We start from the raw sequence: 22,204 nt of genomic DNA on the forward strand, positions 1-22,204 counted from the left end.
TTCGGGGTCACTTCTTCTTCTCGTCCTCGTCGTCGACGACCTCGGCGTCCACCACATCATCAGCACCGGACGAGTCCGAACCGGCCTCACCGGTGGCGCCGTCCGTGCCCGCACCGGCACCGGCACCGGCGCCGGCGGCACCGGCACCCGCATCGGCGTAGAGCGCCTGACCCAGCGACTGCGACTCGGTGGCCAGCTTCTCCACCGCCGACGAGATCGCGGAGGTGTCCTCGCCCTTCAGGGCTTCGTTGACCTCGTCGATCGCCGTCTGGACCTTCTGCTTGGTCTCGTCCGGAAGCTGCTCGTCGTTGTCCTTGAGCACCTTCTCGGTCTGGTAGACCAGCGACTCGGCCTGGTTGCGGGTTTCGGCCTCCTCGCGGCGCTTCTTGTCCTCCTCCGCGTGGGCCTCGGCATCGGCGACCATCTGGTCGATGTCCTCCTTCGGCAGTGCCGAACCGCCGGTGATGGTCATCGACTGTTCCTTGCCGGTGCCCTGGTCCTTGGCGCTGACGTGCACGATGCCGTTGGCGTCGATGTCGAAGGTGACCTCGATCTGCGGCACACCACGCGGGGCCGGGGGCAGCTCGCTGAGCTCGAACATGCCGAGCTTCTTGTTGTGCGCGGCGATCTCGCGCTCACCCTGGAAGACCTGGATCTGCACCGACGGCTGGTTGTCGTCGGCGGTGGTGAAGGTCTCCGAACGCTTGGTCGGGATCGTGGTGTTGCGCTCGATCAGCTTGGTCATCACACCACCCTTGGTCTCGATACCCAAGGACAGCGGCGTGACATCGAGCAGCAGGACGTCCTTGACGTCACCGCGCAGCACACCGGCCTGCAGACCGGCACCGACCGCCACGACCTCGTCCGGGTTGACGCCCTTGTTCGGGTCCTTGCCGGTCATGTTCTTGACCAGGTCGGTGACCGCGGGCATGCGGGTGGAACCACCCACGAGCACCACGTGGTTGATGTCGCCGACCTTGACCCCCGCGTCCTTGAGGACCGACTCGAACGGCTTGCGAGTGCGCTCCAGCAGGTCGGAGGTGATCCGCTCGAACTCCGCGCGGGAGAGCGTCTCGTCGAGGAACAGCGGGTTCTTGTCCGCGTCGACGGTGATGTAGGGCAGGTTGATGTTGGCCTGCGAGGAGCTGGACAGCTCGATCTTCGCCTTCTCGGCGGCTTCCTTGATCCGCTGCAGCGCCATCTTGTCCTTGTTCAGGTCGATGCCGTTGGCGCTCTTGAACTTGTCGACCAGCCACTCGACGATGCGCTCGTCCCAGTCGTCACCACCGAGGTGGTTGTCACCGCTGGTGGCACGGACCTCGACCACACCTTCGCCGATCTCCAGCAGGGAGACGTCGAACGTACCGCCACCGAGATCGAAGACCAGGATGGTCTGCTCGTTCTCACCCTTTTCCAGGCCGTAGGCCAGGGCCGCGGCCGTGGGCTCGTTGACGATCCGCAGCACGTCCAGGCCGGCGATCTGGCCGGCTTCCTTGGTGGCCTGCCGCTGGGCGTCCTCGAAGTAGGCGGGGACGGTGATCACGGCTTCGGTGACGTCCTCGCCCAGGTAGGCCTCGGCGTCCCGCTTGAGCTTCATCAGCACGCGGGCGCTGATCTCCTGCGGGGTGTAGTCCTTCTCGTCGATCGTGGTCTTCCAGTCGGTGCCCATGTGGCGCTTGACCGACCGGATGGTGCGATCCACGTTGGTGACGGCCTGGTTCTTGGCGGGTTGGCCCGTGAGGATCTCGCCGTTCTTGGCGAAGGCGACGGTGGACGGAGTGGTCCGCGAGCCCTCGGAGTTGGCGATCACCGTCGATTCACCGCCCTCGAGGACGGAAACGACGGAGTTGGTCGTCCCCAGGTCGATACCGACCGCTCGCGACATGGAAGTTCCTCCAGCTTCTTGCAGTACATGCTCAGGGACTCATCGGCCCTGAGCCTTCACGACTCAAGTTTTACCGCCGACCCTGTCCGGTCGTCAAACCGGAGTTGAGCCCGGCAAGCTCAAGATTTCTGCCAGAATAACGCCTGACCTGCGATGAATGTTCCCGGATCGGGGCGACGGCGCTCCCAGGACAGGCGGCTGCGGAACTCGAACAACGGACTCCGACTTCGCCTGCGGGGCGGAGGGGAGTGAAGCCAGCACGGGCGCCGCCGCTCAGGTGCGGTCGACGTGGATCCCACCGCTGCCGGTGGACAGCGTCAGGCTGCGTTCGGCGCCCGGGTCGCGGTCGACGTCGATCTCCGTCGACCCGCTGCCGGTTTCGGCATCCACCCGGTAAGGGCCGGGCGGCACGGTCAGGTCGATCTCGCCGCTGCCGGTCTCGACGTCGACGGACCGGGGTGAGAGCAGTTGCAGCACGGCACTTCCGGAGTTCGTGTGCGCCGCGATGTCGTCAGCGCGCAGATTCCGGCCCTCGATCCCACCGCTGCCGGTCTCGACATCGATCTTTCCGGCGACGTCGCCGAGTTCGATGCTCCCGGACCCGGTACGAGCCGTGACCGGACCGGGGCTCCCGTGCACCGCGATGGATCCGGAGCCGACCTCGATGTCCACCGACGACATACCCGCGATGTCGATCGAGCCGGAACCGAGGTCGCCGGTGACCGGCACCCGCTTCGGCAGGGTCACCGTGTAGTCGATGGTGCAGTTCCATCCGCAGCGGGTATCGAGAAGCAGTACACCGTCGATGACGCCGTGGTTCGATCCGGAGTCGTCGCTCCACCAGCCGCCCCACCAGCGGTGCTTCCGCTGCTGCACCTCGGCCTCGGCGCCGGGTTCGTACCGCACGTCGACGCTGCCGCTGCCGCTGTCGACCTCGACCCTGCGGATGTCACCGACAGCCGTGGTGCGCGCCTCGGCATCGTCGAAGCCTCCCCAGGTCAGCACCGATACGCCCCCCAGAATGAGGAGTATCCCTCCGACCGCGAGTCCCGTGCGAGCCATGTCCGCCCCCTTGTGTCCGCCGTCACGAGCGAACCTACGCAGGCGCGCGGCCGGGAACATCCGGGGGCACCCTGACACCGCCCCGGATCCCTGCCCGGAACCGGCTCAGCCGGGCCCGAAGAGAGGGCTGATCCACTTCACGTCGTCGAACTTCGCGAAGCCGCTGTCCGCAGAGGCGACGATCAGGCCGTTGGCCTCGGCCAGTGCCGCGAGAGGCTTCTCCGGCTGCGCGTGCAGATCACCGTCCAAGGTGACCGTCGTCCTCGTGCATCACGTCCTGGCGAGGTCGATGCCTTGATGCCTCACCTGGTGCTTCACCCGTGCCGGACGAGATACGCCAGTGCGGGTTCGAAGTATTCGCGGCCGGGTGGCTCGTCGGCGATCAGCGCCTGCAGCAGCAATCCGTCGATCGTCGCGAGCAGGGCCGTGACCGCACCCTCGTCGGCATCCTCGCCAGTGCCGACACGTCCCGAAGCGGCCTCGATCCAGCGGCGGGCCGCCGGGCGCAGCGCCGGGCGGCGCGCGGCCAGCAGGTAGAGCTCGTACTCGGCGACGGTGCGCCCCCGGTGGTCGCGAACCATGCTCGCCAGCATCTCCGCCACGGCCGGGGCCCACCGCGCGTCGTCACCGGCCACTTCGTCGCGGAGCCGGCCCATCTCGAGGATCAGCGTCTCGCAGCTGTCCAGCAGGGTCGCCACGAGCACCTCGTCGATACCGTCGAAGTAGTAGGCGACCGAGGCCGGAGGAATCCCCGCCTCGCGCGCGATGTTGCGGTGGCTCACGCCCGGCACGCCGTCGCGCTCGACGACCCGCAGGGTGGCGTCGATGATCGCGCGGCGGCGACGCTCGCCCTTGGCCCGCCGGCCGTCGGGATGCTGTCCTGCCTCGTCCCCGGCCCCTTGCTCGCCCTTCCGCCGGCTCCCGTCCGGACGGGACGAGGTCTCGTTCGATGCCGTCAATGCGTCCCTCCCAGTTCCAGCGCGACCACACCACCGACGATCAGCGCGATACCGCCCACCTGCACCAGGGTGATGCTCTCCCGCAGGAAGACAGCGCCGATGACGGCGACCAGGGCGACACCGGCCCCGGACCAGATGGCATAGGTGACGCTGACCGGCAGACCCATCTTGAGCACGCTGGCCAGGGCAACGAAGGCCGATCCGTATCCGAGGATCACCAGGATCAGGGGCAGCGGTCTGCTCAGGCCGTCGATGAACTTCAGCGAGACCGTGCCGACGACCTCGCACAGGATCGCCGCCGCCAACACCACGTAGATCAACCCGAGCCTCCAACCACCGAACCCGCGCTCGCGCACTCGAACAGGAAAAACCTGAACGAATGCACCACTTGTTCAGGGTACTTCCGGTGGCCGCATCCGGCCAGCACACGATCCCGCTGCCGAGGCCGCAGGTCCGGCGACACGTCCGAAAGTCTTTCGGCCTCAGCGGGCCACGGAACCGTTGGAGCCGCCGTCGTCGCCGTCGCCGATGTCCGTGTCGTCGCCGCCGAAGAGCATCCCGGCCAGCAGGACCACCGCCCAGATACCGACCGGAAAGATCGGCCAGAACGGCAACATCTCCCCGGAGAAGAGCGAGGTGATCAACCAGATCCCGATGAGCAGGAACGACGTACCCGCCCAGTCCCGCCAATCCTTGACGAGCTTCTTGCGATCCCTGTCTCGCTTGACCTTCTCCACCGAGGGGGGCGCCGGCTCGGGCAGATCGGCGGTCAGGGGAGACAGCTCCGCCCGGGTGGCCGAGGCATAGGTGGCTCGCAGGCGATCGTCGTACTCCGCAATCGTGATACGCCCCTCGTTCAGCGCCACCCGCAGCCGCTCGGCCACTGCCTCCCGGTCCGCATCGGAGGCACGTATCGAGGAATTGTCCGGCTCCGCCATCACAGCCCCCGCCCAAGAAGAGATCGGATCCGGCCCGAACCGGCCCGGACCATCCTCGAAAGACGGCTGCCGGACATCGCCGGTTGAAACCCGACGATACCGAGAGTGCCCGGCCGTGTGTCACCGTGCAGACTGTGCGGCGTCGAAGGTCGTGCCCCCGCCACGCGGACGAGGGAAGCAGCGACGGTGGGGGGTACCAGCACGAGACCGGCTGCCGCACCACGGGAGGCGTGGTATAAATCGCACTACGGTCCGATTGGTTTTTCACCGCCCCGTCTCGCAGAATCACCGTCTGTTCCCGCCGCGAGCGCCGCCCCCATGAGTTACCGGCGAGTAATAGGGCGTACGCTCCCAAGAAACCTGCGAACAGGAGGCCGCGAGCATGGGAGCACTACAGCTCGTCCTGGGCCTGATCTGTCTGGCCGTGACCGTGGTCGCGGTGGTGATGGTCGTCAGGACCGTGCGGCGGATGGTCGCTTCCATCCGACTCGGACAACCCGATCCGGACCGCAAGGGGCCGTTCGGCGCCCGCTTCGGCAACATGCTGAAAGAAGTGCTCGGGCACACCAAGATGCTCAAGCTGACCCACGTGGGCATCGCCCACTGGTTCGTCATGCTCGGCTTCGGTGGCCTGAGCCTGAGCGTTCTCGAAGCCTACGGCGAGGTGTTTTCACCTTCTTTCGAATTCCCCTTCCTCGGCGGGTTCGGTCCGTGGAATCTGCTCATCGAGCTCCTGGGCATCACCACGGTGCTCGGTGGCTTCTGGCTGATCGGGGTTCGCCAGCTCAACCACCCGCGCCGGTCGGGCCGGGTGTCCCGCTTCTCCGGCTCCAACTTCTGGCAGGCCTACTTCGTCGAGGCCGTGGTGGTGCTCGAGGGCGTGGGCATCCTGGGGCTGCGCGCGTTCAAGGAGTCCTCGGGGCTGTTCCACGCCCCGGTGTGGTCGTCGCCGCTGACCTATGCGCTGGGCGGCATCCTGCCCGCCAGTGCCGCGGCCGTGTCGATCTTCGCCGCGTTCAAGATCCTCTCGGCGATGATCTGGCTCATCGTGATCGCCGCGAACATCACGATGGGTGTCGCCTGGCACCGGTTCACCGCGTTCTTCAACATCTACTTCAAGCGCGACCCCGAACGCACCGCGCTGGGTGCGCTCAAGCCCATGATGAGCGGTGGCAAAGAACTCGACTTCGAGGAAGCCGACCCCGACGAGGACGTCTTCGGCGCGGGCAAGGTCGAGGACTTCTCCTGGAAGGGCTGGCTGGACTTCACCACCTGCACCGAGTGCGGCCGTTGCCAGGATCAGTGCCCGGCGTGGAACACCGCCAAGCCGCTGTCGCCGAAGATGCTGATCACCGGCCTGCGCGATCACGCACACGCCAAGGCCCCCTACCTGCTGGCCGGCGGCAGCAAGGACATGGCAGGCGACGAGGTCGGTATCACCGGTGAGGACGCCGAGCAGCGCCTGGGCAAGATCGACGCGCTCGCCCTGGCCGAGTCCGAGCGCCCGCTGGTCGGCGGGCCGGAGGAAGCCGGTGTGATCGACCCCGAGGTGCTGTGGGCCTGCACCAGCTGCGGGGCCTGCGTGGAGCAGTGCCCGGTCGACATCGAGCACGTCGACCACATCGTCGACATGCGCCGCTACCAGGTGATGATCGAGTCGAACTTCCCCACCGAGCTCGGCGGGATGTTCAAAAACCTCGAGAACAAGGGCAATCCGTGGGGCCAGAACGCCAAGGACCGGCTGGCCTGGACCGAGGATCTGGACTTCGAGGTGCCGGTGGCCGACGGGGAGCTCGACGACGACGTCGAGTACCTGTTCTGGGTCGGCTGTGCGGGCGCGTTCGAGGACCGCGCGAAGAAGACCAGCCGTGCCGTGGCCGAACTGCTGCACATCGCCGGGGTCAACTACCGGGTGCTCGGTTCGGAGGAGACCTGCACCGGGGATCCGGCACGACGGGCGGGCAACGAGTTCGTGTTCCAGATGCTGGCCCAGCAGAACGTGGAGACGCTGAACGCGACCTTCGGCGACCGCGAGCCGGCCAAGCGCAAGATCGTGGCCACGTGTGCGCACTGCTTCAACAGCCTCGCCAACGAGTACACCCAGCTCGGCGGCAACTACGAGGTGGTGCACCACACCCAGCTGCTGAACAAGCTGGTCCGCGAGAAGCGGCTGGTCCCGGTCGCGCCGATCGCCGAGGACGTGACCTACCACGACCCCTGCTACATCGGCCGCCACAACAAGGTCTACGAGCCGCCGCGTGAGCTGGTCAACGCCTCGGGTGCCTCCTTCCGGGAGATGCCCCGGCACGCCGACCGCGCGATGTGCTGCGGTGCCGGCGGTGCGCGCATGTGGATGGAGGAGAAGACCGGCAAGCGCATCAACAACGAGCGTGTCGACGAGGCCCTCGGGACCGCTCCGTCGAAGGTCGCCACCGGCTGCCCGTTCTGCAAGGTGATGCTCACCGACGGCCTCACCACCCGGCAGAACGAGCAGGTCGCCTCGGAAAGCGTCGAGGTCGTCGACGTCGCGCAGCTGCTGCTGTCCTCGGTCAAGCGGGGCACCGACGGTGCTTCGGCCGAGCAGCCCGGCGGCGCCGAGATCGGTGGGGAGGCCGAGGCCGACGGCAAGGCCGACACCCCCACCGACGTCGAGCCCACCGGCACAACGCTGCCGCAGGAGGACAAGACGAACGGCTGACTCGGCTGCTCGCACGCGACCGCGAAAAAGGGGCGGACCCCGCTGGGTTCGCCCCTTTTTCGCGTATGCGGCAGCGTCCGCACCCGTTCGGGGGAAAATCACCGGAACCCGGCAACGATGTCGCCGATGCCGGGATCATGGGCTCATGCGTACTGTGGTGACGGAAGGGGTGATGACCGTGGCCGCACCAGCGTACGACCCGGACGAGTTCGACCCGCTGGTCGAGCTGCACGGGTTGTGGACCCCTGAGCTCGCCGACCGGTACCTACCGATTCCCGGGATGCCCCCGGCGAAGTACGAGTGCCTGGACGGAAAGCTGATCTTGAGCCCCTACGAAGGTTCCGCGAACATCCATGCCGCTGACGAGCTCTTCGTGCGGCTGCGTAAGCCCGCGCGCGACGCAGGAGGCGGCGCGTACACCACGCTGAACATCCAGCTCGGAGCCAAGCGCTGGATTCAGCCCGATTTCGCGGTGCTCAAGCAACCCGCACGGGGCGAAGTCTGGATTCCGGCAGACAAGGTTCTCCTGGTCGGCGAATGCGTGTCCCCGTCGAGCCGCCAGGCCGACCGCATCGACAAGCCCGCTCTGTGCGCCGCAGCCGGGATCGAGTACTTCATGCGGGTGGAGGTCTCCTACACGCGCCGACACGCGGAGGTAGTGCTGCTGCGCCTCGACGACGACAGCTACCGCGTGCACGCCAAGGCGCTGGTGGGCAGCACGTTCGCCACCGAGCTGCCGTTCCCGTTGTCCTTCGACCCCGCCGAACTGCTGGAGGACTGAGGCTGCCGGAGTGTCCGTGCCGGCTCAGCGGCGCGGGTGGTTCAGCGCAGGCTCGCCAGGAACGTCGACCACGCCTTCGGCGTGAGTGCGGGGCGGCAGGCCATGACCGCCCGCCGCCCCCGACGCCTCAGGTGCCCATCTCCTCCAGGGAACGGCCCTTGGTCTCCTTGAGGTAGCGCACCACGAACACCAGCGAGAGCAGCGCGAACGCCGCGTAGATGTAGTAGGTCATCGGCAGGCTCCAGTCCCGCAGGACCGGGAAGCTGACGGTGACCAGCCAGTTCGCGATCCAGTTGGTCGCGGTGCCGAGAGCGAGCGCGGCGGCGCGGATGCGCGGGGGGAACATCTCGCCGAGCAGCACCCACATCACCACTCCCCAGGAAGCGGCGAAGAACAGCACGAACGCGCTCGCCGACAACAGCGCGACCGCGCCCCACTGGAACGGCAGCTGCGCGTCATCACCGACCACGCGGGCGTGGCTGAACGCCCAGCCGGTGACCGCGAGCGCGATCGTCATTCCGGACGAGCCGATGACCAGCAGCGGCTTGCGCCCGACCTTGTCGACCAGTGCGATCGCGATGAATGTGCCGACGATGTTCACGATCGAGGTGAACAGGCTCAGCAGCAGCGAGTTGCTCGCATTGACGCCGACGGACTGCCACAACGAGGCCGAGTAGTAGAAGATGACGTTGATGCCGACGAACTGCTGCAGCGCGGCGATGGCCATGCCGACCCACACGACCGGTAGCAGACCGAACCGGCCGCGCAAGTCGCTGAGCCTGGGCTTGTACTCGCTGCCGAGGGCGTGTCGAATCTCGTCGATCTTCTCGTCGGGATCGCCGGCCTCGATCGTGGAGATGATGCTGCGGGCGCGAGCGGTCTTGCCGACGGCCACGAGGTAACGCGGCGATTCCGGGATCACCGAGGAGACCACGAGGTAGATCAGGGCGGGGACGGCCTCCACGGCCAGCATCCACTGCCAGGCCTCCAGCGGCCCGAGCTGTTCGGAGGCGCTGCCGCCCGCGAAGGCGGCCAGGGCGTAGTTGACGAGCTGGGATATGGCGATGCCCAACACGATCGCCAGCTGCTGCAGGGATCCGAGGCGTCCCCGATACGCGGCGGGAGCGATCTCGGCGATGTAGGCAGGGCCGATCATCGAGGCGATACCGACCGCAATGCCGCCCACAACACGCCATATCGCCAGGTCCCAGACGGCGAAGGGCAGGGCCGAACCGATAGCGCTGGCCATGAACAGCAGAGCAGCGATCTGCATGACCCGGATCCGGCCGATCCGGTTGGCCAGACCGCCCGCGATGGCCGCACCCACGGCCGAGCCCAACAGGGCCGCCGCCACGGTCACCCCGGTGATGGCCGGGCCCACCCGGAACTCGGATTGGATCGCCTGCACCGCACCATTGATGACCGAGGTGTCGTAACCGAACAGGAAGCCGCCGAGAGCCGCGGCTCCGGCGATCATCACCACGTGCACGAGGTGAGTGGGGGTACCACCTCGTGGCTGCGCTAGCGACATCGAAGTACTCCTGTGCCCGATCGCCGGTTGCCCTTGCATGACCGTTCGTTGAACGTCGGGTTTCGGACAACGTAAGTCACAGGGTGACGCCTTGACTGCCTCGATTCAGCGTGAGAATTCCCACTGTGACGAGTACAGAAACGTCGCGTGTCTGGATCGATCTCACGCCGTGTCTGAACGGCGAAAGTGTCCCTCGATGCTCAGCGCCGGGTGTCGACCCGCCCGAAGTTGAGGTACGCGCGCGAGGGTGTGGGGCCGCGCTGGCCCTGATACCGCGAGCCCGCCCGCTTCGATCCGTACGGGTGCTCGGCGGGGCTGGACAGGCGGAACAGGCAGAGCTGCCCGATCTTCATGCCCGGCCACAGAGTGATCGGCAGGTTCGCCACATTGGACAGCTCGAGCGTGATGTGCCCGTGGAAGCCGGGGTCGATGAATCCGGCGGTGGAGTGGGTCAGCAGGCCGAGGCGCCCCAGGGAGGACTTGCCCTCCAGGCGGCCTGCGAGATCGTCGGGCAGTCGCACGACCTCGAAGGTCGATCCGAGCACGAATTCACCGGGGTGCAGCACGAACGGGTCGTCGTCGGTGTTCTCGACCAGCGAGGTCAACTCGTCCTGCTGCAGGGAGGGGTCGATGTGGGTGTACTTGGTGTTGTCGAACACCCGGAAGAACCGGTCGAGCCGCACGTCGATGCTCGACGGCTGGATCAGGGAGACGTCGAACGGGTCCAGTTCGAGCCGTCCCTCGTCGAGCTCTTTACGCAGGTCGCGGTCACTCAGCAGCACGGAACACAGCGTATCCGCGCAGTGCGGGGCACAGCGCATCCGCCCCCGGAGCCGCCCCAGGGGCCCTGGCGATCTTCGGCGGTGGCCGTGCTAGGCTGTTCAGTGCCGCAGAAGGCGGTGCGGGTGTAGTTCAATGGCAGAACATCAGCTTCCCAAGCTGAGAACGCGGGTTCGATCCCCGTCACCCGCTCCAGCAGCGTTTTTCGTAGCGCGGAAGGGGCGCTCCCGGATCATCGGGGGCGCCCCTTCCGCGTATTGCGGGATCTTTCGGCCACAGGTCGGGGACATTCGCGACCGCGCGGCCGTTGCGGACCGATCACGACACCGCCCACACGCCGTGTGCCTGCGCCGAAGCACGGCGGGATCAAGGCAGGCGGGCCTCGAGACTCATCGTCTCGAACCGCGTGAACTCCTCGTTGCCGTCGGCGACGCCGTGATCCTCCAGCCCCGCCAGAGCCGGGTCGGTGCTGTCGCGAAAGGAGCACCGCCGGACGTCAGTGAACCCGACCGCCTCCAGTGTCGCCCGCAGGGTCGCCTCGTCGTAGACGAACCGGTGCCCCCACCCCCGCATGACCTGGTTGACGGCGAACGTCGCGGGGGAGCCGGGGGTGTCCGGGAAGTAGGAGTCCGCGAGCCAGGTGGCGTAGCGTTCGCCGAGCTGCCCACCGGCCCCGTCGAGGACGGACACGATCGCGGAAAGGTCCGGGGTCGCCGTCCGGATCCACCCGCCGGGGGCGAGCACGCGCCGGCATTCCCGCAGCATCGCCACGCCGGTCGCGTACGGGAGATGCTCGATGAGGTGCTCGGAGAACACGTAGTGGAACGCACCGCTCGGCAGCGGGAAAGTCCGGGAGACGTCGAGCAGCACCGCGCCGGAGTCGACGTCGCTGTCGGTGTTGAGCCAGCCGTCGAGGTGGTTGTGTCCCGCACCGAGATGCAGCTTCGGCGTGCTCGTCGACGCGAGGTAGTCACGCAGCTGTGCGCGCCGGCGCAGCCGCGCCAGGCCGCGACGCGACGCTCTGGCGAATGTCCGGACCTGCGGGTTCACGCTCATCACCTCCCTCGCGGGGAACGTTTCGCTCGACGGGTCCGGCCTCGTGGAGCCACGGGTCGGATGTTGTCGATCTCCCCACGATGACGCGCCTCGGACCGCGCGGCCACCTGCACCGCAACATCCCGACGTGCGGCTTGCCCACCGCCCGCCGGGTCAGCGCGTCGTCTCCAGGAGGAGGGCGGTGTACTTGTCGCCGTCCTGCGCTTCCCGCCTGGTCAGTCCGGCTCGTTCGGCGACGTCACCTTCGATCACGCGACGCAGGCGCAGCCGGGCGGTGGAACGCTCGAACGCTGTCATGGCAGCACGGTAGCGCGGTGCGTCCACGAATCGAACGACGCGTGCACGGGGAAGTCGGTCCTGCGCGGCACAATCCGCTCATGCCCACACACATCGCCTTACTGCGAGGCATCAACGTCGGTGGACACAACAAGGTCGCCATGGCGGATCTGCGCGAGGTCGTACGTTCACTCGGACACACCGACGTGGCAACGTACATCCAGAGCGGCAACGTCGTGTTCTCCTGCCCGGAAACCGAGACGGCGACGCTCAGCAATGCGCTGGAGCACGCGATCGCCGAGGACCTCGGGGTGCGAGTCCGGGCCGTGGTGCTCTCCCGCGGCGAACTGGCGCGGGTGATCGCGGCCAATCCCTTCCCGGAGGAGACGAGCCCGAAGTGCCTGCACGCCGTGTTCCGCGGTGAGGAGTTCGGGCCCGACGAGGTCACCGCCGTCACCGTCGCCGTACAGCGAGCTCGGGAGCGAGGCGGCCGAGAGGACGCGCACGTCATGGGGCGCACGCTGTTCCTGCACACTCCCGACGGGCTTGCGCGCAGCGAGCTGGCCACCAAGCTGGTCCGGCCGGAGGCCGGAACAACAGCGCGCAACTGGGCAACGGTGACGAAGTTGATGACTCTGCTCGATGCGTGACCCGGGCGGCCCCGCTCCCTCGCTCCCGCGCCCGCCGGGAGGGCCGGTTTCCGTCACCCGCTCCGGCGAGCCGTACCGCGCGAGCAGACCGGTGACTTCATCGGCGCCGCACCGCCTCAGTCCGGTTCGACCGGCTGCAGTGGTCCACCCTCGATGAGGGCACGGAACTCCGGGGCCGGTACCGCGGGGGAGAACAGCCAGCCCTGGTGGCTCTCCACGCCGATGCCGCGCAACAGGTCGAGCTGTCCGGCCGTGGCCACCCCTTCGGCGATGCAGTCGTAACCCATGGCGCGTGCCATGTCGTTGATGGCCCGCACCATCGCGAAATCCGAAGGGTCGGTTTCGATGCCGGAGGTGAACTGACGGTCGATCTTGATGATCCGAACCGGCAGTTCCTTGAGCCGGATCAGCGAGGAGTACCCGGTCCCGAAGTCGTCCACGGCGAACCGCACACCCTGCTCGACGAGATCGTTCATCGCCTGCATGGACCGCGACGGCAGATCGATCAGAGAGGTCTCCACCAGTTCGAGAACCACGCGCTGCCAGGCGACGTCGCTGCCGGTGAGGAAGTCGGCCACCGCCTGCCCGAAATCCGGGGCCCCGGGAACCAGCGCCGTCAGGTTCACCCCGATCCCCACCGGCTGCCCGGCGGAGGTGGGCCATTCCGCGGCCTCGCACAGTGCCGTGTGCAGTACCCAGCAGTCCAGGTCGCGCAGCAGACCGCCTCGTTCGGCCACCGGCAGGAACACGTCGGGGCCGAGCAGACCACGCTCCGGGTGTGACCACCGCACCAACGCCTCGGCCCCCACGATGGTCCCGTCCGCAATCACGATCGGCTGGTAGTGCAGCGTCAGCTCATCGGACTCGATCGCCACCCGCAGCTGCTCCTCCATCTGCAACTGCCGATCCAACGAGGTGATCAGGGTGGGCCCCGCCTGCGAGATGCGCTCCGGTTCCCTCTTCGCTTCGAGCACGGCCGCACTCGCGAACCGCACGAGGTCCTCACCGTCGGCGACGGAGTCGTCGGCCACCGCGACACCGATCGATGCCGACACCCGGATGGACTTCCCGCGCAGGGGAACCGTCATGCGCAGCAGGCTCGAAACCGTGGTGACCACCGCGTCGATACCACCCGCCGCGGAGACGTCCGGGCAGATGATCAGATACTCGTCCCCGGCGGGACGAGCGAGCGACCACCGGTCCGGCAGTCCCGCCTCCAGGCGCCTGGCCACGGCGAGGATCAACTCGTCACCGGCCGCGTGCCCGAGCGAATCGTTGATCCGCTTGAAGTTGTCGATATCGCAGTACAGCACCGCCGCACTTTCGAGATCGGCACCGCCGAGCAGGTCACCGACCGCCGCGCGGTTCGGCAGGCCGGTCAGCTCGTCGTGGGTGGCCCGGTAGTGCAGCTCCTCGGCCTGCTGCTGCCGCTCGGTCACATCCTGGAACACCACCAGCCAGAAGTCGCTCTCGCTGTCCCGCACCGACCGCGTGATGTGCAGTTCGCAGTGCACCACTCGCCCGTCGGAGTGGACGAGCATCCGCTGCGGAAGGCTCGGGATGCCGGTCGGGGTTCCCGGCTCCGGTGCCTCGGGGGTCAACGCTCCGCCCGGATCATCCGGATGAAGCAGCTCCGTGGCGGCCATGCCCTGAAGCTCGTGCTGGGAGTAACCGAGCAGCGAGCACAGTGCGGGATTGGCTTCGACCACCCGATCGGATGTGTCGAGCAGACCGATCCCCACGGGGGCGAGATCGAAGAGGTCGGTGAATCTCCGGCTCAGCCGCTCCAGCCGCGCGCGGTGCTCGGTGTCGTCGCGGGTGACCTTGGCGAAGCCGCGCAACTTACCGCTGCTCGTTCGCAGCGACGTGATCACCACATGGGCCCAGAACCGGGTGCCGTCCTTGCGGACACGCCACTCCTCGTCGATGTGGCTTCCGGCCTCGGCGGCCATGGCCAGCACTCGGTCCGGGCGTCCCGCAGCGGCCTGTTCGGGGGTGTAGAACACCGAGAAGTGCTGCCCGATGATCTCCTCCGCGCTGTAGCCCTTGATGTGCTCGGCGCCGGGATTCCAGCTGGTCACCTTGCCTTTCGGATCGAGGGTGATCACCGCGTACTCGTGCAGGATGCCGGCCAGCAGCTCGAGATCACCTTCGGTCTCGGCTCGCTTGCCGACGTCGACGTTCTCGCTGCGGCCGCTCATCTCCGGCAACCTTCCTCGGCCGGGAACACGCCGGGCAAGCCGATTGCCCACCTCACCGGCCCTGCTCGGCCCCGAGTCCCTCTCCGCCTCCAACACAGCACTTCACCCGCAGTGGCGCATCTCGACCACGCCGGCCGGCGGCACCGCCCGAGATGGCCGGTATCGCCACACCACACGACCGGATCCCGTTTCTCCCCGTCGTGTGTCCCTCTTCGACAACGCTCCCTCCGAAAGTCGTATCCAGCCGACCACGGCTCCTTCGGAGCCTTCGAACCGCGGGAATCGCAGTCTTGACTTCGAGTCGAGTCCCCCATCGAGCACGGTGTCACCGGAGAATGCGGCGCCTACCGCTCGCGCCATTCGCGTTCGAGGATCGCGTACACGAATTCCTCGTCCCACTCGCCCTTGAAGATCCGGTGGTGCACGAGATGCGCTTCCCGCCGCATCCCGAGCCGTTCCATGAGGCGCGCGGAGGGGTGGTTGCGCGCATCGCAGTGCCCGACGATCCGGTGCAGGCCGAGGTCCTCGAAACCCAAACCGAGCACGGCCCACGCCGCCTCCGAGGCAAAACCCCGCCCCTGGTACTCGGGGTTGAAGATGAATCCGATCTCCCCCTGCCGGTGCTTGCGGCTCAGCCATTCCAGATGGATCTCACCGACGAGTTGCCCGTCCTGCCGCGTGGCAACGGCGAGTATCAGCCGCTGGCCTTCCTCGGTGAGAGCGGCCCGGCCGATGTTGCGTTCGAGTGCCACACGCGCCTGCTCGAGGCCGTGGACTTCCTGGAACAGGTAGCGCACCACGTCGGCGCGGGAATGGTAGGCGTGGAAATCACCGAGGTCATCACGATGGAACGGCCGAAGCAGGAGCCGCTCGGTCTCGACGGGGTAGTCAGGACTCAGCACCCGACGAACACTACGCACCGTACGAGGACGGATCCACCGCGTCATGATCCGTTCTCGTGCCGGCCCGGCGTGTCGTCACGCACCACGGCTGCATTCCCACGATGTGCTCGCAGAATGGAGGCATGTCGAGCAATGACGACCAGCAGGCGCACTCCGGACGCACGGACAAGGGGCCCAGCAAGCCCGAGCGCACCTCGGCCGGAAAACCCACCGGTTCCGGGCACACCCGCACTGCGGGAACCTGGGCGGCGGTCGTCGTCGCCACCGTGGCCCTGATCGTGCTGCTGGTGTTCATCCTGCAGAACCTGCAGCCGGCCGCCATCACGTTCTTCGGGGTGCGCACCAACCTGCCGATCGGCGTCGCCCTGCTGCTCGCCGCCGCGATCGGTGGCCTGCTCGTCGCCTTCGCCGGTGCCGCCCGCATCCTGCAGCTGCGCCGCACCGCCAACCGCCGGCGCAAGCAGGAGCACACCGGCTCGTAGGTCTCCCCGATCACGGCACGCGAGAAAGGGGGTCCCGGCCGGGCCGGGCCACCCTTTCTGCGTCGCGGCCTCAGCCCTGCTTGACGGCCCCGCTCCCGCCGGTGGGCAGCAGTGGATGGGCGACCTGGACGCCGTGGGTGTCGAAGCTGTTCTTCAGGTGGGCGCGCAGCGCGTTGCCCAGCTCCCACTGCGCACCCGGCTTGGTTGTGACGATGATGCGCACGGTCACCGAGCCGTTGCCGATGCCGATCACACCATTGAGGTCCGGAGCTTCCAGAATCTTCGGCTTGTACTGCGGATCGGCCGCGAACTCGCCGATGCTCGCCTCGATGACCCGCTCGGCGTGCGCGATGTCGACGCTGTAGTCCAGCGGGAGCTCGACGACGGCATTCGCCCAATCCTGGTTGAGGTTGCACACGCGCATGATCTCGCCGTTGCGGACGTACCACAGGCCACCGTTGAGGTCGCGAATCTTCGTGAGGCGCAGGCTCACGGCCTCCACGGTGCCAACGGCGTCACCGGTGTCGACCACATCGCCGACACCGTACTGATCCTCGATCATCATGAACATGCCCGCCAGGAAGTCCTTCACCAGGCTCTGCGCGCCGAAGCCGACCGCGAGGCCGAGCACTCCCGCGCCGGCGATGATCGGCGCGAGTTCGATTCCGAACTCGCCGAGCACCATCACGAACGCGACACCGGCGATGACGGCCGTGGCGATGCTGCGCAGCACGGATCCGATCGTCTCCGCCCGCTGGGACTGCCGCTCGTCGGCGCGCTCCGGCCCTTGTTCCTGCCTGCCGATCTTGGAGGCGGCCCGGTTCAGGCGCTGCTGTGAACCGATCATGCGCCTGACCGCGTGCGTGATCATGCGCCCGGCCACTGCCCGCAGGATCAGTGCGAGCACCAGGATGAGCACGATGTTCAGCAGGCCCGATACGAGCGCGCTGCTGTTCTCGGCGAACCAGTCCGTCACCACGCCGGCCTGTACCGGCACAGCAAGGTCACCAGCCAAGGTGGGGATCGGCGAAGAATGTGCAGGAAAGAGCAAGGACGAGACCTTTCTTTCAGGGCGGGTCCGGCATGGGGCAGAGCCGATTCGCGGTGACTCTCCTGGCCCGATCAGGTGACGTACATCCTGTCAACATGATCACCACGGCCGCAACGCCGCTGTGGTGTCGCCACCATGTGCGAAACGCCCGCCGCTTCAGCAGCAGTGCTCGCCGCGCCAGGCCTCGCGCCCCTCCTTCACCGCGAGAGCTCCGATCACCAGTGCCACAACCGGATCCGCCCAGGACCAGCCGAACAGGCTGTTGAGCAGCAGTCCCACCAGCAGCACTCCGGACAGGTACGCACACAGCAGGGTCTGCTTGGAGTCGGCGACCGCGCTGGCCGAGCCGAGTGCACGTCCCGCGCGACGCTGCGCATGCGAGAGCGCCGGCATCACCACCAGGCTGACGGCGGCCAGCACGATCCCGACCGAGGAGTGCTCCGCCGATGCCACTCCGAACAGGCTGCGGACGGATTCGACGGTGACGTAGGCGGCCAGTGCGAAAAACGAGAGCCCGATGACCTTCAGGGCGATCCGTTCGCGTGCCTCCGGGTCGGGACCGCTGAACTGCCAGGCCACCGCGGCGGCCGAGGCAACCTCGATCGTGGAGTCCAGGCCGAAGCCGATCAGCGCGGTCGAGGATGCCGCCGCACCGGCCGAGATCGCCACGATGGCCTCGATGACGTTGTACGTGATGGTCGCCGTGACCAGCCACCGCACGCGGCGGGTCAGTACCGCCTGGCGCTGCGGGGAGAGCGTGGCGGCTGCCGGAGGAGTCGTGGGGGCGCAGCACTCGCAGCCGTCGGCGCAGGTCCGTTCCCGGCTCCGGGGCTCGACGTCGCCGGTCATGCCGGTGCCTCCGTCGGCTCGTCGACACAGGTGACGGTGGGCTCGACCGCCAGGACCACCTTGGCCAGTTCCCGCAGCGCCTCGGCCAGATGTGGGTCGGCCAGTTCGTAGCGGGTCCGGCGGCCTTCCCACGCGGCGACGATCAGGCCGCACCCGCGCAGGCAGCTCAGATGGTTGGACACGTTCGATCGGGACAGGCCCAGCTCGGTGGCCAGCTCTCCGGGGTAGCTCGGGCGGTCGATCAGCGCCACGAGCAGGCGGCACCGTGTGGGGTCGGCGAGTGCTTTGCCGATCCGGGCCAGCGCCGCCTCGTGCGTCTCACTGGTCAGCATGTGCTGAACAATACAGCGAATCGTGTATCGAGAAAAGGAGTGGACAGCCCGGCCGTTGCTTCTGAAGGGCATGAGCAGACCGCTCACTCAACCTCCCCCGAGCGCGGCGGCGCCGAGGAAACCGAGCACCCCGCAGCCAAGGCCCGCGCAGACCGTGGCGACGGCATTGGCCACGGAACGCAGGCGAGCGCCGTCGACGAACAGCCGGACGGTCTCGTAGCCGAATGTGCTGTAGGTGGTCAGCGCCCCGCAGAGACCGGTTCCGAGCAGCGGGTGCAGCACCGGCATCGGCACGCCGGGCAGCGCCACACCGGTGAGAACTCCCAGAATCAGCGAGCCGGCGGCGTTGACCGTCAACGTGCCCCACGGGAAGGACGAGCCGAATCTCCCTCGCACACTGCGATCCGCCAGGTATCGCAGGCACGCCCCGGCAGCCCCGCCGACGGCGACGAGCAGCACGGTCATCGCGTGCCCGCCGCCCGCCGAAGCAGCAGGCGTGTTCCCAGCGCTCCCAGCAGCACCGCGAGCAGCGCACCGAACACCGTCGCGGACACGTACGTCACGGCGAGGCCGAGGCGCCCCGCCGCCGCCAGGTGCATCGTGTCCAGGACGTGGGCCGACAGGGTGGTGAATCCGCCGAGCACACCCACCCCGAGGAAGGGGCGCACCAGTCGGTGCGTGGTGACGAACTCGGTGAGCAGGCACATCAGTGCTCCCATGAGCAGGCAGCCCACCACGTTGATCAGCAAGGTCGCCCCGGGGAACGATCCCGGCGGATGCGGCCACAGCAGCGACAGCCCGTATCGCGACACGGCTCCCAGGGCACCACCCGCGGCCACCACGGACAGCACATCCCAGGGCGGCCCGTGCCGGCGCGGCGCCACGGACGGGGCATCGGTGGTCTCGGTCGGGGTGGCATCGGAACTCACTGGCGATCCTCCTACCGGCGCGCTGCAACACCAGGTAGGGACCGTTGGCGAAAAGTCCTTCCGCGGTTGGTTCCGGCGAGCCCCACCGCCGCGAGCCCCGGCATCCGGGACCTCCTCCAGCCTACTGGACGGTATCCACGGTCGGGTTCACTCGCCGGTGCTGCGGGAATCCGCGCAATCCTTCAGGGCGGTTCGGAGGAGACTTTCCCGGAGGCCGCCGGCGAGTTGGCGGACAACGCCACTCGTCAACCGTGGTCGGCGGGATTCGACCGTCCTGCACCGAGGCTCATCCGCGACGAATACTCTTGCCCCGATGACCGTGCTGCGCTCGATCGCGCTGTTCCTGCTCGCCGCGCTCGCCGAGATCGGCGGCGCGTGGCTGGTGTGGCAGGGCGTGCGCGAGCACAAGGGCCTGCTGTGGATGGGCGCGGGGGTGCTCGCGCTGGGGGTCTACGGCTTCGTGGCCACGCTGCAGCCCGACCCGCACTTCGGGCGCATCCTCGCCGCCTACGGTGGCGTGTTCGTCGCCGGGTCGCTGCTGTGGGGCGTCCTCGTCGACGGCTACCGACCCGACCGGTGGGACATCACCGGCGCGGTGCTCTGCCTGGTCGGTGTCGCGGTCATCATGTACGCGCCGAGGGGATGAAGACGGGTGAACGGAGGCGTTCACCCGATGCCGGAACTGCACCCGAGCCAGCGGTATGCCAGGACTCAGGGCAGTCGATCCAGGTCGGCGTCCACCGAGTGCCTGCCTACCGCCTCGCTCACGTCCTCACCTCCACGCACGAGCGCACGCCCCCACGCGACGTGAGGGTCGAGCGGAACGCTCAGCGGCTGGCGACGCGACGGTATCGGGCCACCGCGAGCGGCACGAACACAGCGATGATCAGCAGTGCGGACCCGACCGCGTAGGGCACGGCATGCTGCGCGGGCCACGCATCCGGCGGGAGCCGGTCCACGCGGACGGGATTGCCGAACAGCATGCGCAACGAATCCGCCGTGACCGTGATCGGGTTCCACGTGGCGAACGCGCGCAGCGGTCCGGGCATGTTCTCCGCCGAGACGAATGCCGAGGAGATGAACGTCACCGGGAACAACCACAGCAGTCCCGCGCTTTGAGCCACCTCCACGCTGCGTGAGATCAGGCCGATGAACGCGCCCACCCAGGACATGGCGAAGGAGAACAGCAGCAGTACGGCATAAGCCAGCAGTGCGTCGGTGACGCTGCCCCGGATCCGCCAACCGACCAGCAACCCGCACACCGACATGATCGCCACGGTCAGTACCGCCACCGCGAGATCGGAGGTGGTGCGCCCGAGCAGCACCGCCACCCGGGACATCGGCAGCGCGCGGAACCGGTCCACGATCCCTTTCTGCAGGTCGTTGGCCAGGCCGATCACGGTGAAGCTCGAGTTGAACGCGACGGTCTGCACGAAGATGCCCCCGATCAGGAATTCGCGGTACTGCGCGCCGCCGAGGCTGCCGCCGAAGACGTAGGCGAACAGCAGCACGAACATGATCGGCTGCACCGTTCCGGCCAGCAGCCAGTCGGGATTGCGTTTGATGTTCAGCAGGTTGCGCCATGCCACGACGCCGCTGTCCCTCGCCCCTGCGGTGATCACACTCATCCCCGTGCCCCCTGCTCGATGTGGCCGCCCCCGACCTCGTCCCGCTCTGCCGCTCCGTCCGCGCGTCCGGCCGCACGACCGGTCAGCGACAGGAACGCGTCGTCCAGCGTCGGCCGGTGCAGCGCGACGTCGTACACCTCGATGCCCTGTGCGTCCAGCCGGCGCAAGGCCTCCATGAGCGCCTTCGGTCCCACCTCGACGGGGACCTGCACGCGGCGCGCCCGCTCCTCGGTGTGCGGAGACCCCGAACCGACCTCGTCGAGTACCTGCGTCACGACCGCGAGATCCTCGGGTTCCTGCGCGACCAGTTCGAGGCGCTCGCCGCCGACCTGCGCCTTGAGCTCGTCCGACGTACCGCGTGCGATGACGCGGCCCTGGTCGATCACGGCGATGGAGTCGGCCAGCGCGTCGGCCTCCTCCAGGTACTGGGTGGTGAGCAGGACGGTGGTGCCGTCGTCCACCAGCTCGCCGACGACCTCCCAGGTCTCCATCCGCCCGCGCGGGTCGAGACCGGTGGTCGGTTCGTCCAGCACCACCACCGGCGGTGCCGCCACCAGCGCACCCGCCAGGTCCAGGCGTCTGCGCATACCACCGGAATAGCCCTTCGACGGGCGCTCGGCGGCCTCCTGCAGGCGGAACCGGTCGAGCAGCTGCCGCGCTCGCCGGGACGCGTCCGCGCGGGACATCCCGTAGAGACGGCCGACCATGTAGAGGTTCTCGTAACCGGTGAGATTCTCGTCCACGGCGGCGTACTGCCCCGACAGGCCGATCGCGTGCCGGGCCGCATGCGGATCGGCGAGGACATCGTTGCCCGCGACGAAGGCACGGCCCGAGTCGGGGCGCAGCAGGGTCGTCAGGATGCGCACTGTGGTGGTCTTGCCCGCTCCGTTCGGCCCGAGCAGTCCGAGGACCCGGCCGGAGCGGATCTCGAGGTCCACTCCGTCCAGGGCACGGTTGGTGCCGAAGGTCTTCACCAGCGCTTCGGTGCTCACCGCGATCGACGCGGTCATGCCCGCCTCCGGGGGATCGTGATCGGCCGAACGGGCCTGCGGCCCGGGAACATGCGGCCACTGTATGCGGGGGCACCGACACTTCGCGCGGGATTTTCCGAGCTCGCTCCGGGCGTGGCCGGTTTTCGATCACCGCCGTTCGCGCCGCCGAGCCGACGACGTGGCAGGGGAACGTGGGGCAACGCACCGGGAGCGGTGGAAGTT

The 22,204-nt window shown here is 68.0% G+C and carries 24 protein-coding genes and 1 tRNA gene; 6 read left to right on the plus strand and 19 right to left on the minus strand.

Features of this window, described 5'->3' with window-relative positions; all coding sequences use genetic code 11:
* Positions 1-7: 7 nt before the first annotated feature.
* From dnaK to DFQ14_RS02485, 6 genes are all read right to left on the minus strand, one after another.
* On the minus strand, positions 8-1,885 hold the full coding sequence (gene dnaK / locus DFQ14_RS02465; RefSeq protein ID WP_114451331.1) for a molecular chaperone DnaK: 1,878 nt from the start codon (positions 1,883-1,885) through the stop codon (positions 8-10).
* A gap of 273 nt (positions 1,886-2,158) precedes the next feature.
* Positions 2,159-2,947 (minus strand): DUF4097 family beta strand repeat-containing protein, encoded by a 789-nt coding sequence (locus tag DFQ14_RS02470; protein ID WP_114451565.1) that lies wholly within the window; start codon positions 2,945-2,947, stop codon positions 2,159-2,161.
* A gap of 105 nt (positions 2,948-3,052) precedes the next feature.
* The gene (locus tag DFQ14_RS21740) at positions 3,053-3,196 is read right to left on the minus strand and encodes a PIN domain-containing protein (protein ID WP_158546636.1); all 144 of its coding nucleotides are present in this window, start codon (positions 3,194-3,196) and stop codon (positions 3,053-3,055) included.
* A gap of 65 nt (positions 3,197-3,261) precedes the next feature.
* Positions 3,262-3,777 (minus strand): TetR/AcrR family transcriptional regulator, encoded by a 516-nt coding sequence (locus DFQ14_RS02475; RefSeq protein ID WP_246195771.1) that lies wholly within the window; start codon positions 3,775-3,777, stop codon positions 3,262-3,264.
* 125 nt (positions 3,778-3,902) lie between these two features.
* Positions 3,903-4,226 (minus strand): DMT family transporter, encoded by a 324-nt coding sequence (locus tag DFQ14_RS02480; protein ID WP_114451566.1) that lies wholly within the window; start codon positions 4,224-4,226, stop codon positions 3,903-3,905.
* A 162-nt stretch (positions 4,227-4,388) separates the two neighbouring features.
* Entirely contained in the window at positions 4,389-4,844 is a 456-nt protein-coding gene (locus DFQ14_RS02485) for a DUF1707 SHOCT-like domain-containing protein (protein WP_114451333.1), read from the minus strand.
* A gap of 382 nt (positions 4,845-5,226) precedes the next feature.
* Here DFQ14_RS02485 and DFQ14_RS02490 point away from each other — a divergent pair, with 382 nt between their 5' ends.
* Together DFQ14_RS02490 and DFQ14_RS02495 are read left to right on the plus strand one after the other, a co-directional pair.
* Positions 5,227-7,542: a (Fe-S)-binding protein gene (locus DFQ14_RS02490; protein WP_114451334.1), complete on the plus strand. Its 2,316-nt coding sequence runs from the start codon at positions 5,227-5,229 to the stop codon at positions 7,540-7,542.
* 145 nt (positions 7,543-7,687) lie between these two features.
* A complete protein-coding gene (locus DFQ14_RS02495) occupies positions 7,688-8,323 on the plus strand; it encodes a Uma2 family endonuclease (protein ID WP_179951469.1) in 636 nt (211 codons plus the stop codon).
* 127 nt (positions 8,324-8,450) lie between these two features.
* Here the strand turns inward: DFQ14_RS02495 and DFQ14_RS02500 are convergent, their stop codons facing one another.
* Positions 8,451-9,854 carry a sugar porter family MFS transporter gene (locus tag DFQ14_RS02500; protein ID WP_114451335.1) on the minus strand — a complete coding sequence of 468 codons (1,404 nt, stop codon included), beginning with the start codon at positions 9,852-9,854 and terminating at the stop codon, positions 8,451-8,453.
* Positions 9,855-10,054: 200 nt separating this feature from the next.
* A complete protein-coding gene (dcd, locus tag DFQ14_RS02505; RefSeq protein ID WP_114451336.1) occupies positions 10,055-10,636 on the minus strand; it encodes a dCTP deaminase in 582 nt (193 codons plus the stop codon).
* Positions 10,637-10,755: 119 nt separating this feature from the next.
* On the opposite strand from dcd, the gene DFQ14_RS02510 reads away from it, so the two are divergent.
* Positions 10,756-10,829: transfer RNA gene (locus DFQ14_RS02510), tRNA-Gly, on the plus strand.
* A gap of 171 nt (positions 10,830-11,000) precedes the next feature.
* Here DFQ14_RS02510 and DFQ14_RS02515 read toward each other — a convergent pair.
* Both DFQ14_RS02515 and DFQ14_RS21745 read right to left on the minus strand, forming a co-directional pair.
* Positions 11,001-11,684 carry a class I SAM-dependent methyltransferase gene (locus tag DFQ14_RS02515; protein WP_158546637.1) on the minus strand — a complete coding sequence of 228 codons (684 nt, stop codon included), beginning with the start codon at positions 11,682-11,684 and terminating at the stop codon, positions 11,001-11,003.
* Positions 11,685-11,843: 159 nt separating this feature from the next.
* Positions 11,844-11,987, minus strand: coding sequence for a hypothetical protein (locus tag DFQ14_RS21745; RefSeq protein ID WP_158546638.1), 144 nt, complete (start codon positions 11,985-11,987; stop codon positions 11,844-11,846).
* 80 nt (positions 11,988-12,067) lie between these two features.
* On the opposite strand from DFQ14_RS21745, the gene DFQ14_RS21750 reads away from it, so the two are divergent.
* Complete coding sequence (locus tag DFQ14_RS21750; protein ID WP_158546639.1) at positions 12,068-12,616, plus strand: DUF1697 domain-containing protein; 549 nt, start codon at positions 12,068-12,070, stop codon at positions 12,614-12,616.
* Positions 12,617-12,732: 116 nt separating this feature from the next.
* Here the strand turns inward: DFQ14_RS21750 and DFQ14_RS02525 are convergent, their stop codons facing one another.
* Together DFQ14_RS02525 and DFQ14_RS02530 are read right to left on the minus strand one after the other, a co-directional pair.
* A complete protein-coding gene (locus tag DFQ14_RS02525) occupies positions 12,733-14,817 on the minus strand; it encodes a putative bifunctional diguanylate cyclase/phosphodiesterase (protein WP_114451338.1) in 2,085 nt (694 codons plus the stop codon).
* A 344-nt stretch (positions 14,818-15,161) separates the two neighbouring features.
* Positions 15,162-15,719, minus strand: a complete 558-nt coding sequence (locus DFQ14_RS02530) for a GNAT family N-acetyltransferase (protein WP_114451339.1) — start codon at positions 15,717-15,719, stop codon at positions 15,162-15,164.
* Between the two features lie 122 nt (positions 15,720-15,841).
* Here DFQ14_RS02530 and DFQ14_RS02535 point away from each other — a divergent pair, with 122 nt between their 5' ends.
* Positions 15,842-16,201: a LapA family protein gene (locus tag DFQ14_RS02535; protein ID WP_114451340.1), complete on the plus strand. Its 360-nt coding sequence runs from the start codon at positions 15,842-15,844 to the stop codon at positions 16,199-16,201.
* Between the two features lie 70 nt (positions 16,202-16,271).
* Here the strand turns inward: DFQ14_RS02535 and DFQ14_RS02540 are convergent, their stop codons facing one another.
* The 5 genes from DFQ14_RS02540 to DFQ14_RS02560 form a co-directional block, all read right to left on the minus strand.
* Positions 16,272-17,177 (minus strand): mechanosensitive ion channel family protein, encoded by a 906-nt coding sequence (locus DFQ14_RS02540; RefSeq protein ID WP_246195757.1) that lies wholly within the window; start codon positions 17,175-17,177, stop codon positions 16,272-16,274.
* Positions 17,178-17,408: 231 nt separating this feature from the next.
* Positions 17,409-18,101, minus strand: a complete 693-nt coding sequence (locus DFQ14_RS02545; RefSeq protein WP_114451342.1) for a cation efflux transmembrane domain-containing protein — start codon at positions 18,099-18,101, stop codon at positions 17,409-17,411.
* Positions 18,098-18,433, minus strand: a complete 336-nt coding sequence (cmtR, locus tag DFQ14_RS02550; protein WP_114451343.1) for a Cd(II)/Pb(II)-sensing metalloregulatory transcriptional regulator CmtR — start codon at positions 18,431-18,433, stop codon at positions 18,098-18,100. Before cmtR ends, DFQ14_RS02545 begins: the two co-directional genes overlap by 4 nt.
* Before the next feature lie 87 nt (positions 18,434-18,520).
* Positions 18,521-18,898, minus strand: a complete 378-nt coding sequence (crcB, locus tag DFQ14_RS02555) for a fluoride efflux transporter CrcB (RefSeq protein WP_114451344.1) — start codon at positions 18,896-18,898, stop codon at positions 18,521-18,523.
* Entirely contained in the window at positions 18,895-19,362 is a 468-nt protein-coding gene (locus DFQ14_RS02560; protein WP_338072560.1) for a fluoride efflux transporter FluC, read from the minus strand. The genes crcB and DFQ14_RS02560 overlap by 4 nt, the downstream gene beginning before the upstream one ends.
* Before the next feature lie 313 nt (positions 19,363-19,675).
* Between DFQ14_RS02560 and DFQ14_RS02565 the strand changes: the two genes are divergently transcribed.
* On the plus strand, positions 19,676-20,008 hold the full coding sequence (locus tag DFQ14_RS02565) for a YnfA family protein (RefSeq protein WP_114451345.1): 333 nt from the start codon (positions 19,676-19,678) through the stop codon (positions 20,006-20,008).
* 181 nt (positions 20,009-20,189) lie between these two features.
* On the opposite strand, the gene DFQ14_RS02570 is transcribed toward DFQ14_RS02565, so the two are convergent.
* On the minus strand, positions 20,190-20,990 hold the full coding sequence (locus DFQ14_RS02570) for an ABC transporter permease (RefSeq protein ID WP_114451346.1): 801 nt from the start codon (positions 20,988-20,990) through the stop codon (positions 20,190-20,192).
* A complete protein-coding gene (locus tag DFQ14_RS02575) occupies positions 20,987-22,000 on the minus strand; it encodes an ATP-binding cassette domain-containing protein (RefSeq protein ID WP_170206375.1) in 1,014 nt (337 codons plus the stop codon). The genes DFQ14_RS02570 and DFQ14_RS02575 overlap by 4 nt, the downstream gene beginning before the upstream one ends.
* Positions 22,001-22,204: the final 204 nt, after the last annotated feature.

It is taken from the genome of Halopolyspora algeriensis (genome assembly GCF_003337235.1).
GTDB lineage: Bacteria > Actinomycetota > Actinomycetes > Mycobacteriales > Pseudonocardiaceae > Haloactinomyces > Haloactinomyces algeriensis.

Coding starts and splice junctions, on each gene's coding strand:
- DFQ14_RS02575 (WP_170206375.1), bottom strand. CDS start 22,000: ATGACCGCGTCGATCGCGGTGAGCACCGAAGCGCTGGTGAAGACCTTC.
- DFQ14_RS02525 (WP_114451338.1), bottom strand. CDS start 14,817: ATGAGCGGCCGCAGCGAGAACGTCGACGTCGGCAAGCGAGCCGAGACC.
- DFQ14_RS02490 (WP_114451334.1), top strand. CDS start 5,227: ATGGGAGCACTACAGCTCGTCCTGGGCCTGATCTGTCTGGCCGTGACC.
- DFQ14_RS02495 (WP_179951469.1), top strand. CDS start 7,688: ATGCGTACTGTGGTGACGGAAGGGGTGATGACCGTGGCCGCACCAGCG.
- dnaK (WP_114451331.1), bottom strand. CDS start 1,885: ATGTCGCGAGCGGTCGGTATCGACCTGGGGACGACCAACTCCGTCGTT.
- DFQ14_RS02565 (WP_114451345.1), top strand. CDS start 19,676: ATGACCGTGCTGCGCTCGATCGCGCTGTTCCTGCTCGCCGCGCTCGCC.
- DFQ14_RS02470 (WP_114451565.1), bottom strand. CDS start 2,947: ATGGCTCGCACGGGACTCGCGGTCGGAGGGATACTCCTCATTCTGGGG.
- DFQ14_RS02500 (WP_114451335.1), bottom strand. CDS start 9,854: ATGTCGCTAGCGCAGCCACGAGGTGGTACCCCCACTCACCTCGTGCAC.
- DFQ14_RS21750 (WP_158546639.1), top strand. CDS start 12,068: ATGCCCACACACATCGCCTTACTGCGAGGCATCAACGTCGGTGGACAC.
- DFQ14_RS02485 (WP_114451333.1), bottom strand. CDS start 4,844: ATGGCGGAGCCGGACAATTCCTCGATACGTGCCTCCGATGCGGACCGG.
- DFQ14_RS02545 (WP_114451342.1), bottom strand. CDS start 18,101: ATGACCGGCGACGTCGAGCCCCGGAGCCGGGAACGGACCTGCGCCGAC.
- DFQ14_RS21745 (WP_158546638.1), bottom strand. CDS start 11,987: ATGACAGCGTTCGAGCGTTCCACCGCCCGGCTGCGCCTGCGTCGCGTG.
- DFQ14_RS02535 (WP_114451340.1), top strand. CDS start 15,842: ATGTCGAGCAATGACGACCAGCAGGCGCACTCCGGACGCACGGACAAG.
- crcB (WP_114451344.1), bottom strand. CDS start 18,898: ATGACCGTGCTGCTCGTCGCCGTCGGCGGGGCTGCCGGGGCGTGCCTG.
- cmtR (WP_114451343.1), bottom strand. CDS start 18,433: ATGCTGACCAGTGAGACGCACGAGGCGGCGCTGGCCCGGATCGGCAAA.
- DFQ14_RS02570 (WP_114451346.1), bottom strand. CDS start 20,990: ATGAGTGTGATCACCGCAGGGGCGAGGGACAGCGGCGTCGTGGCATGG.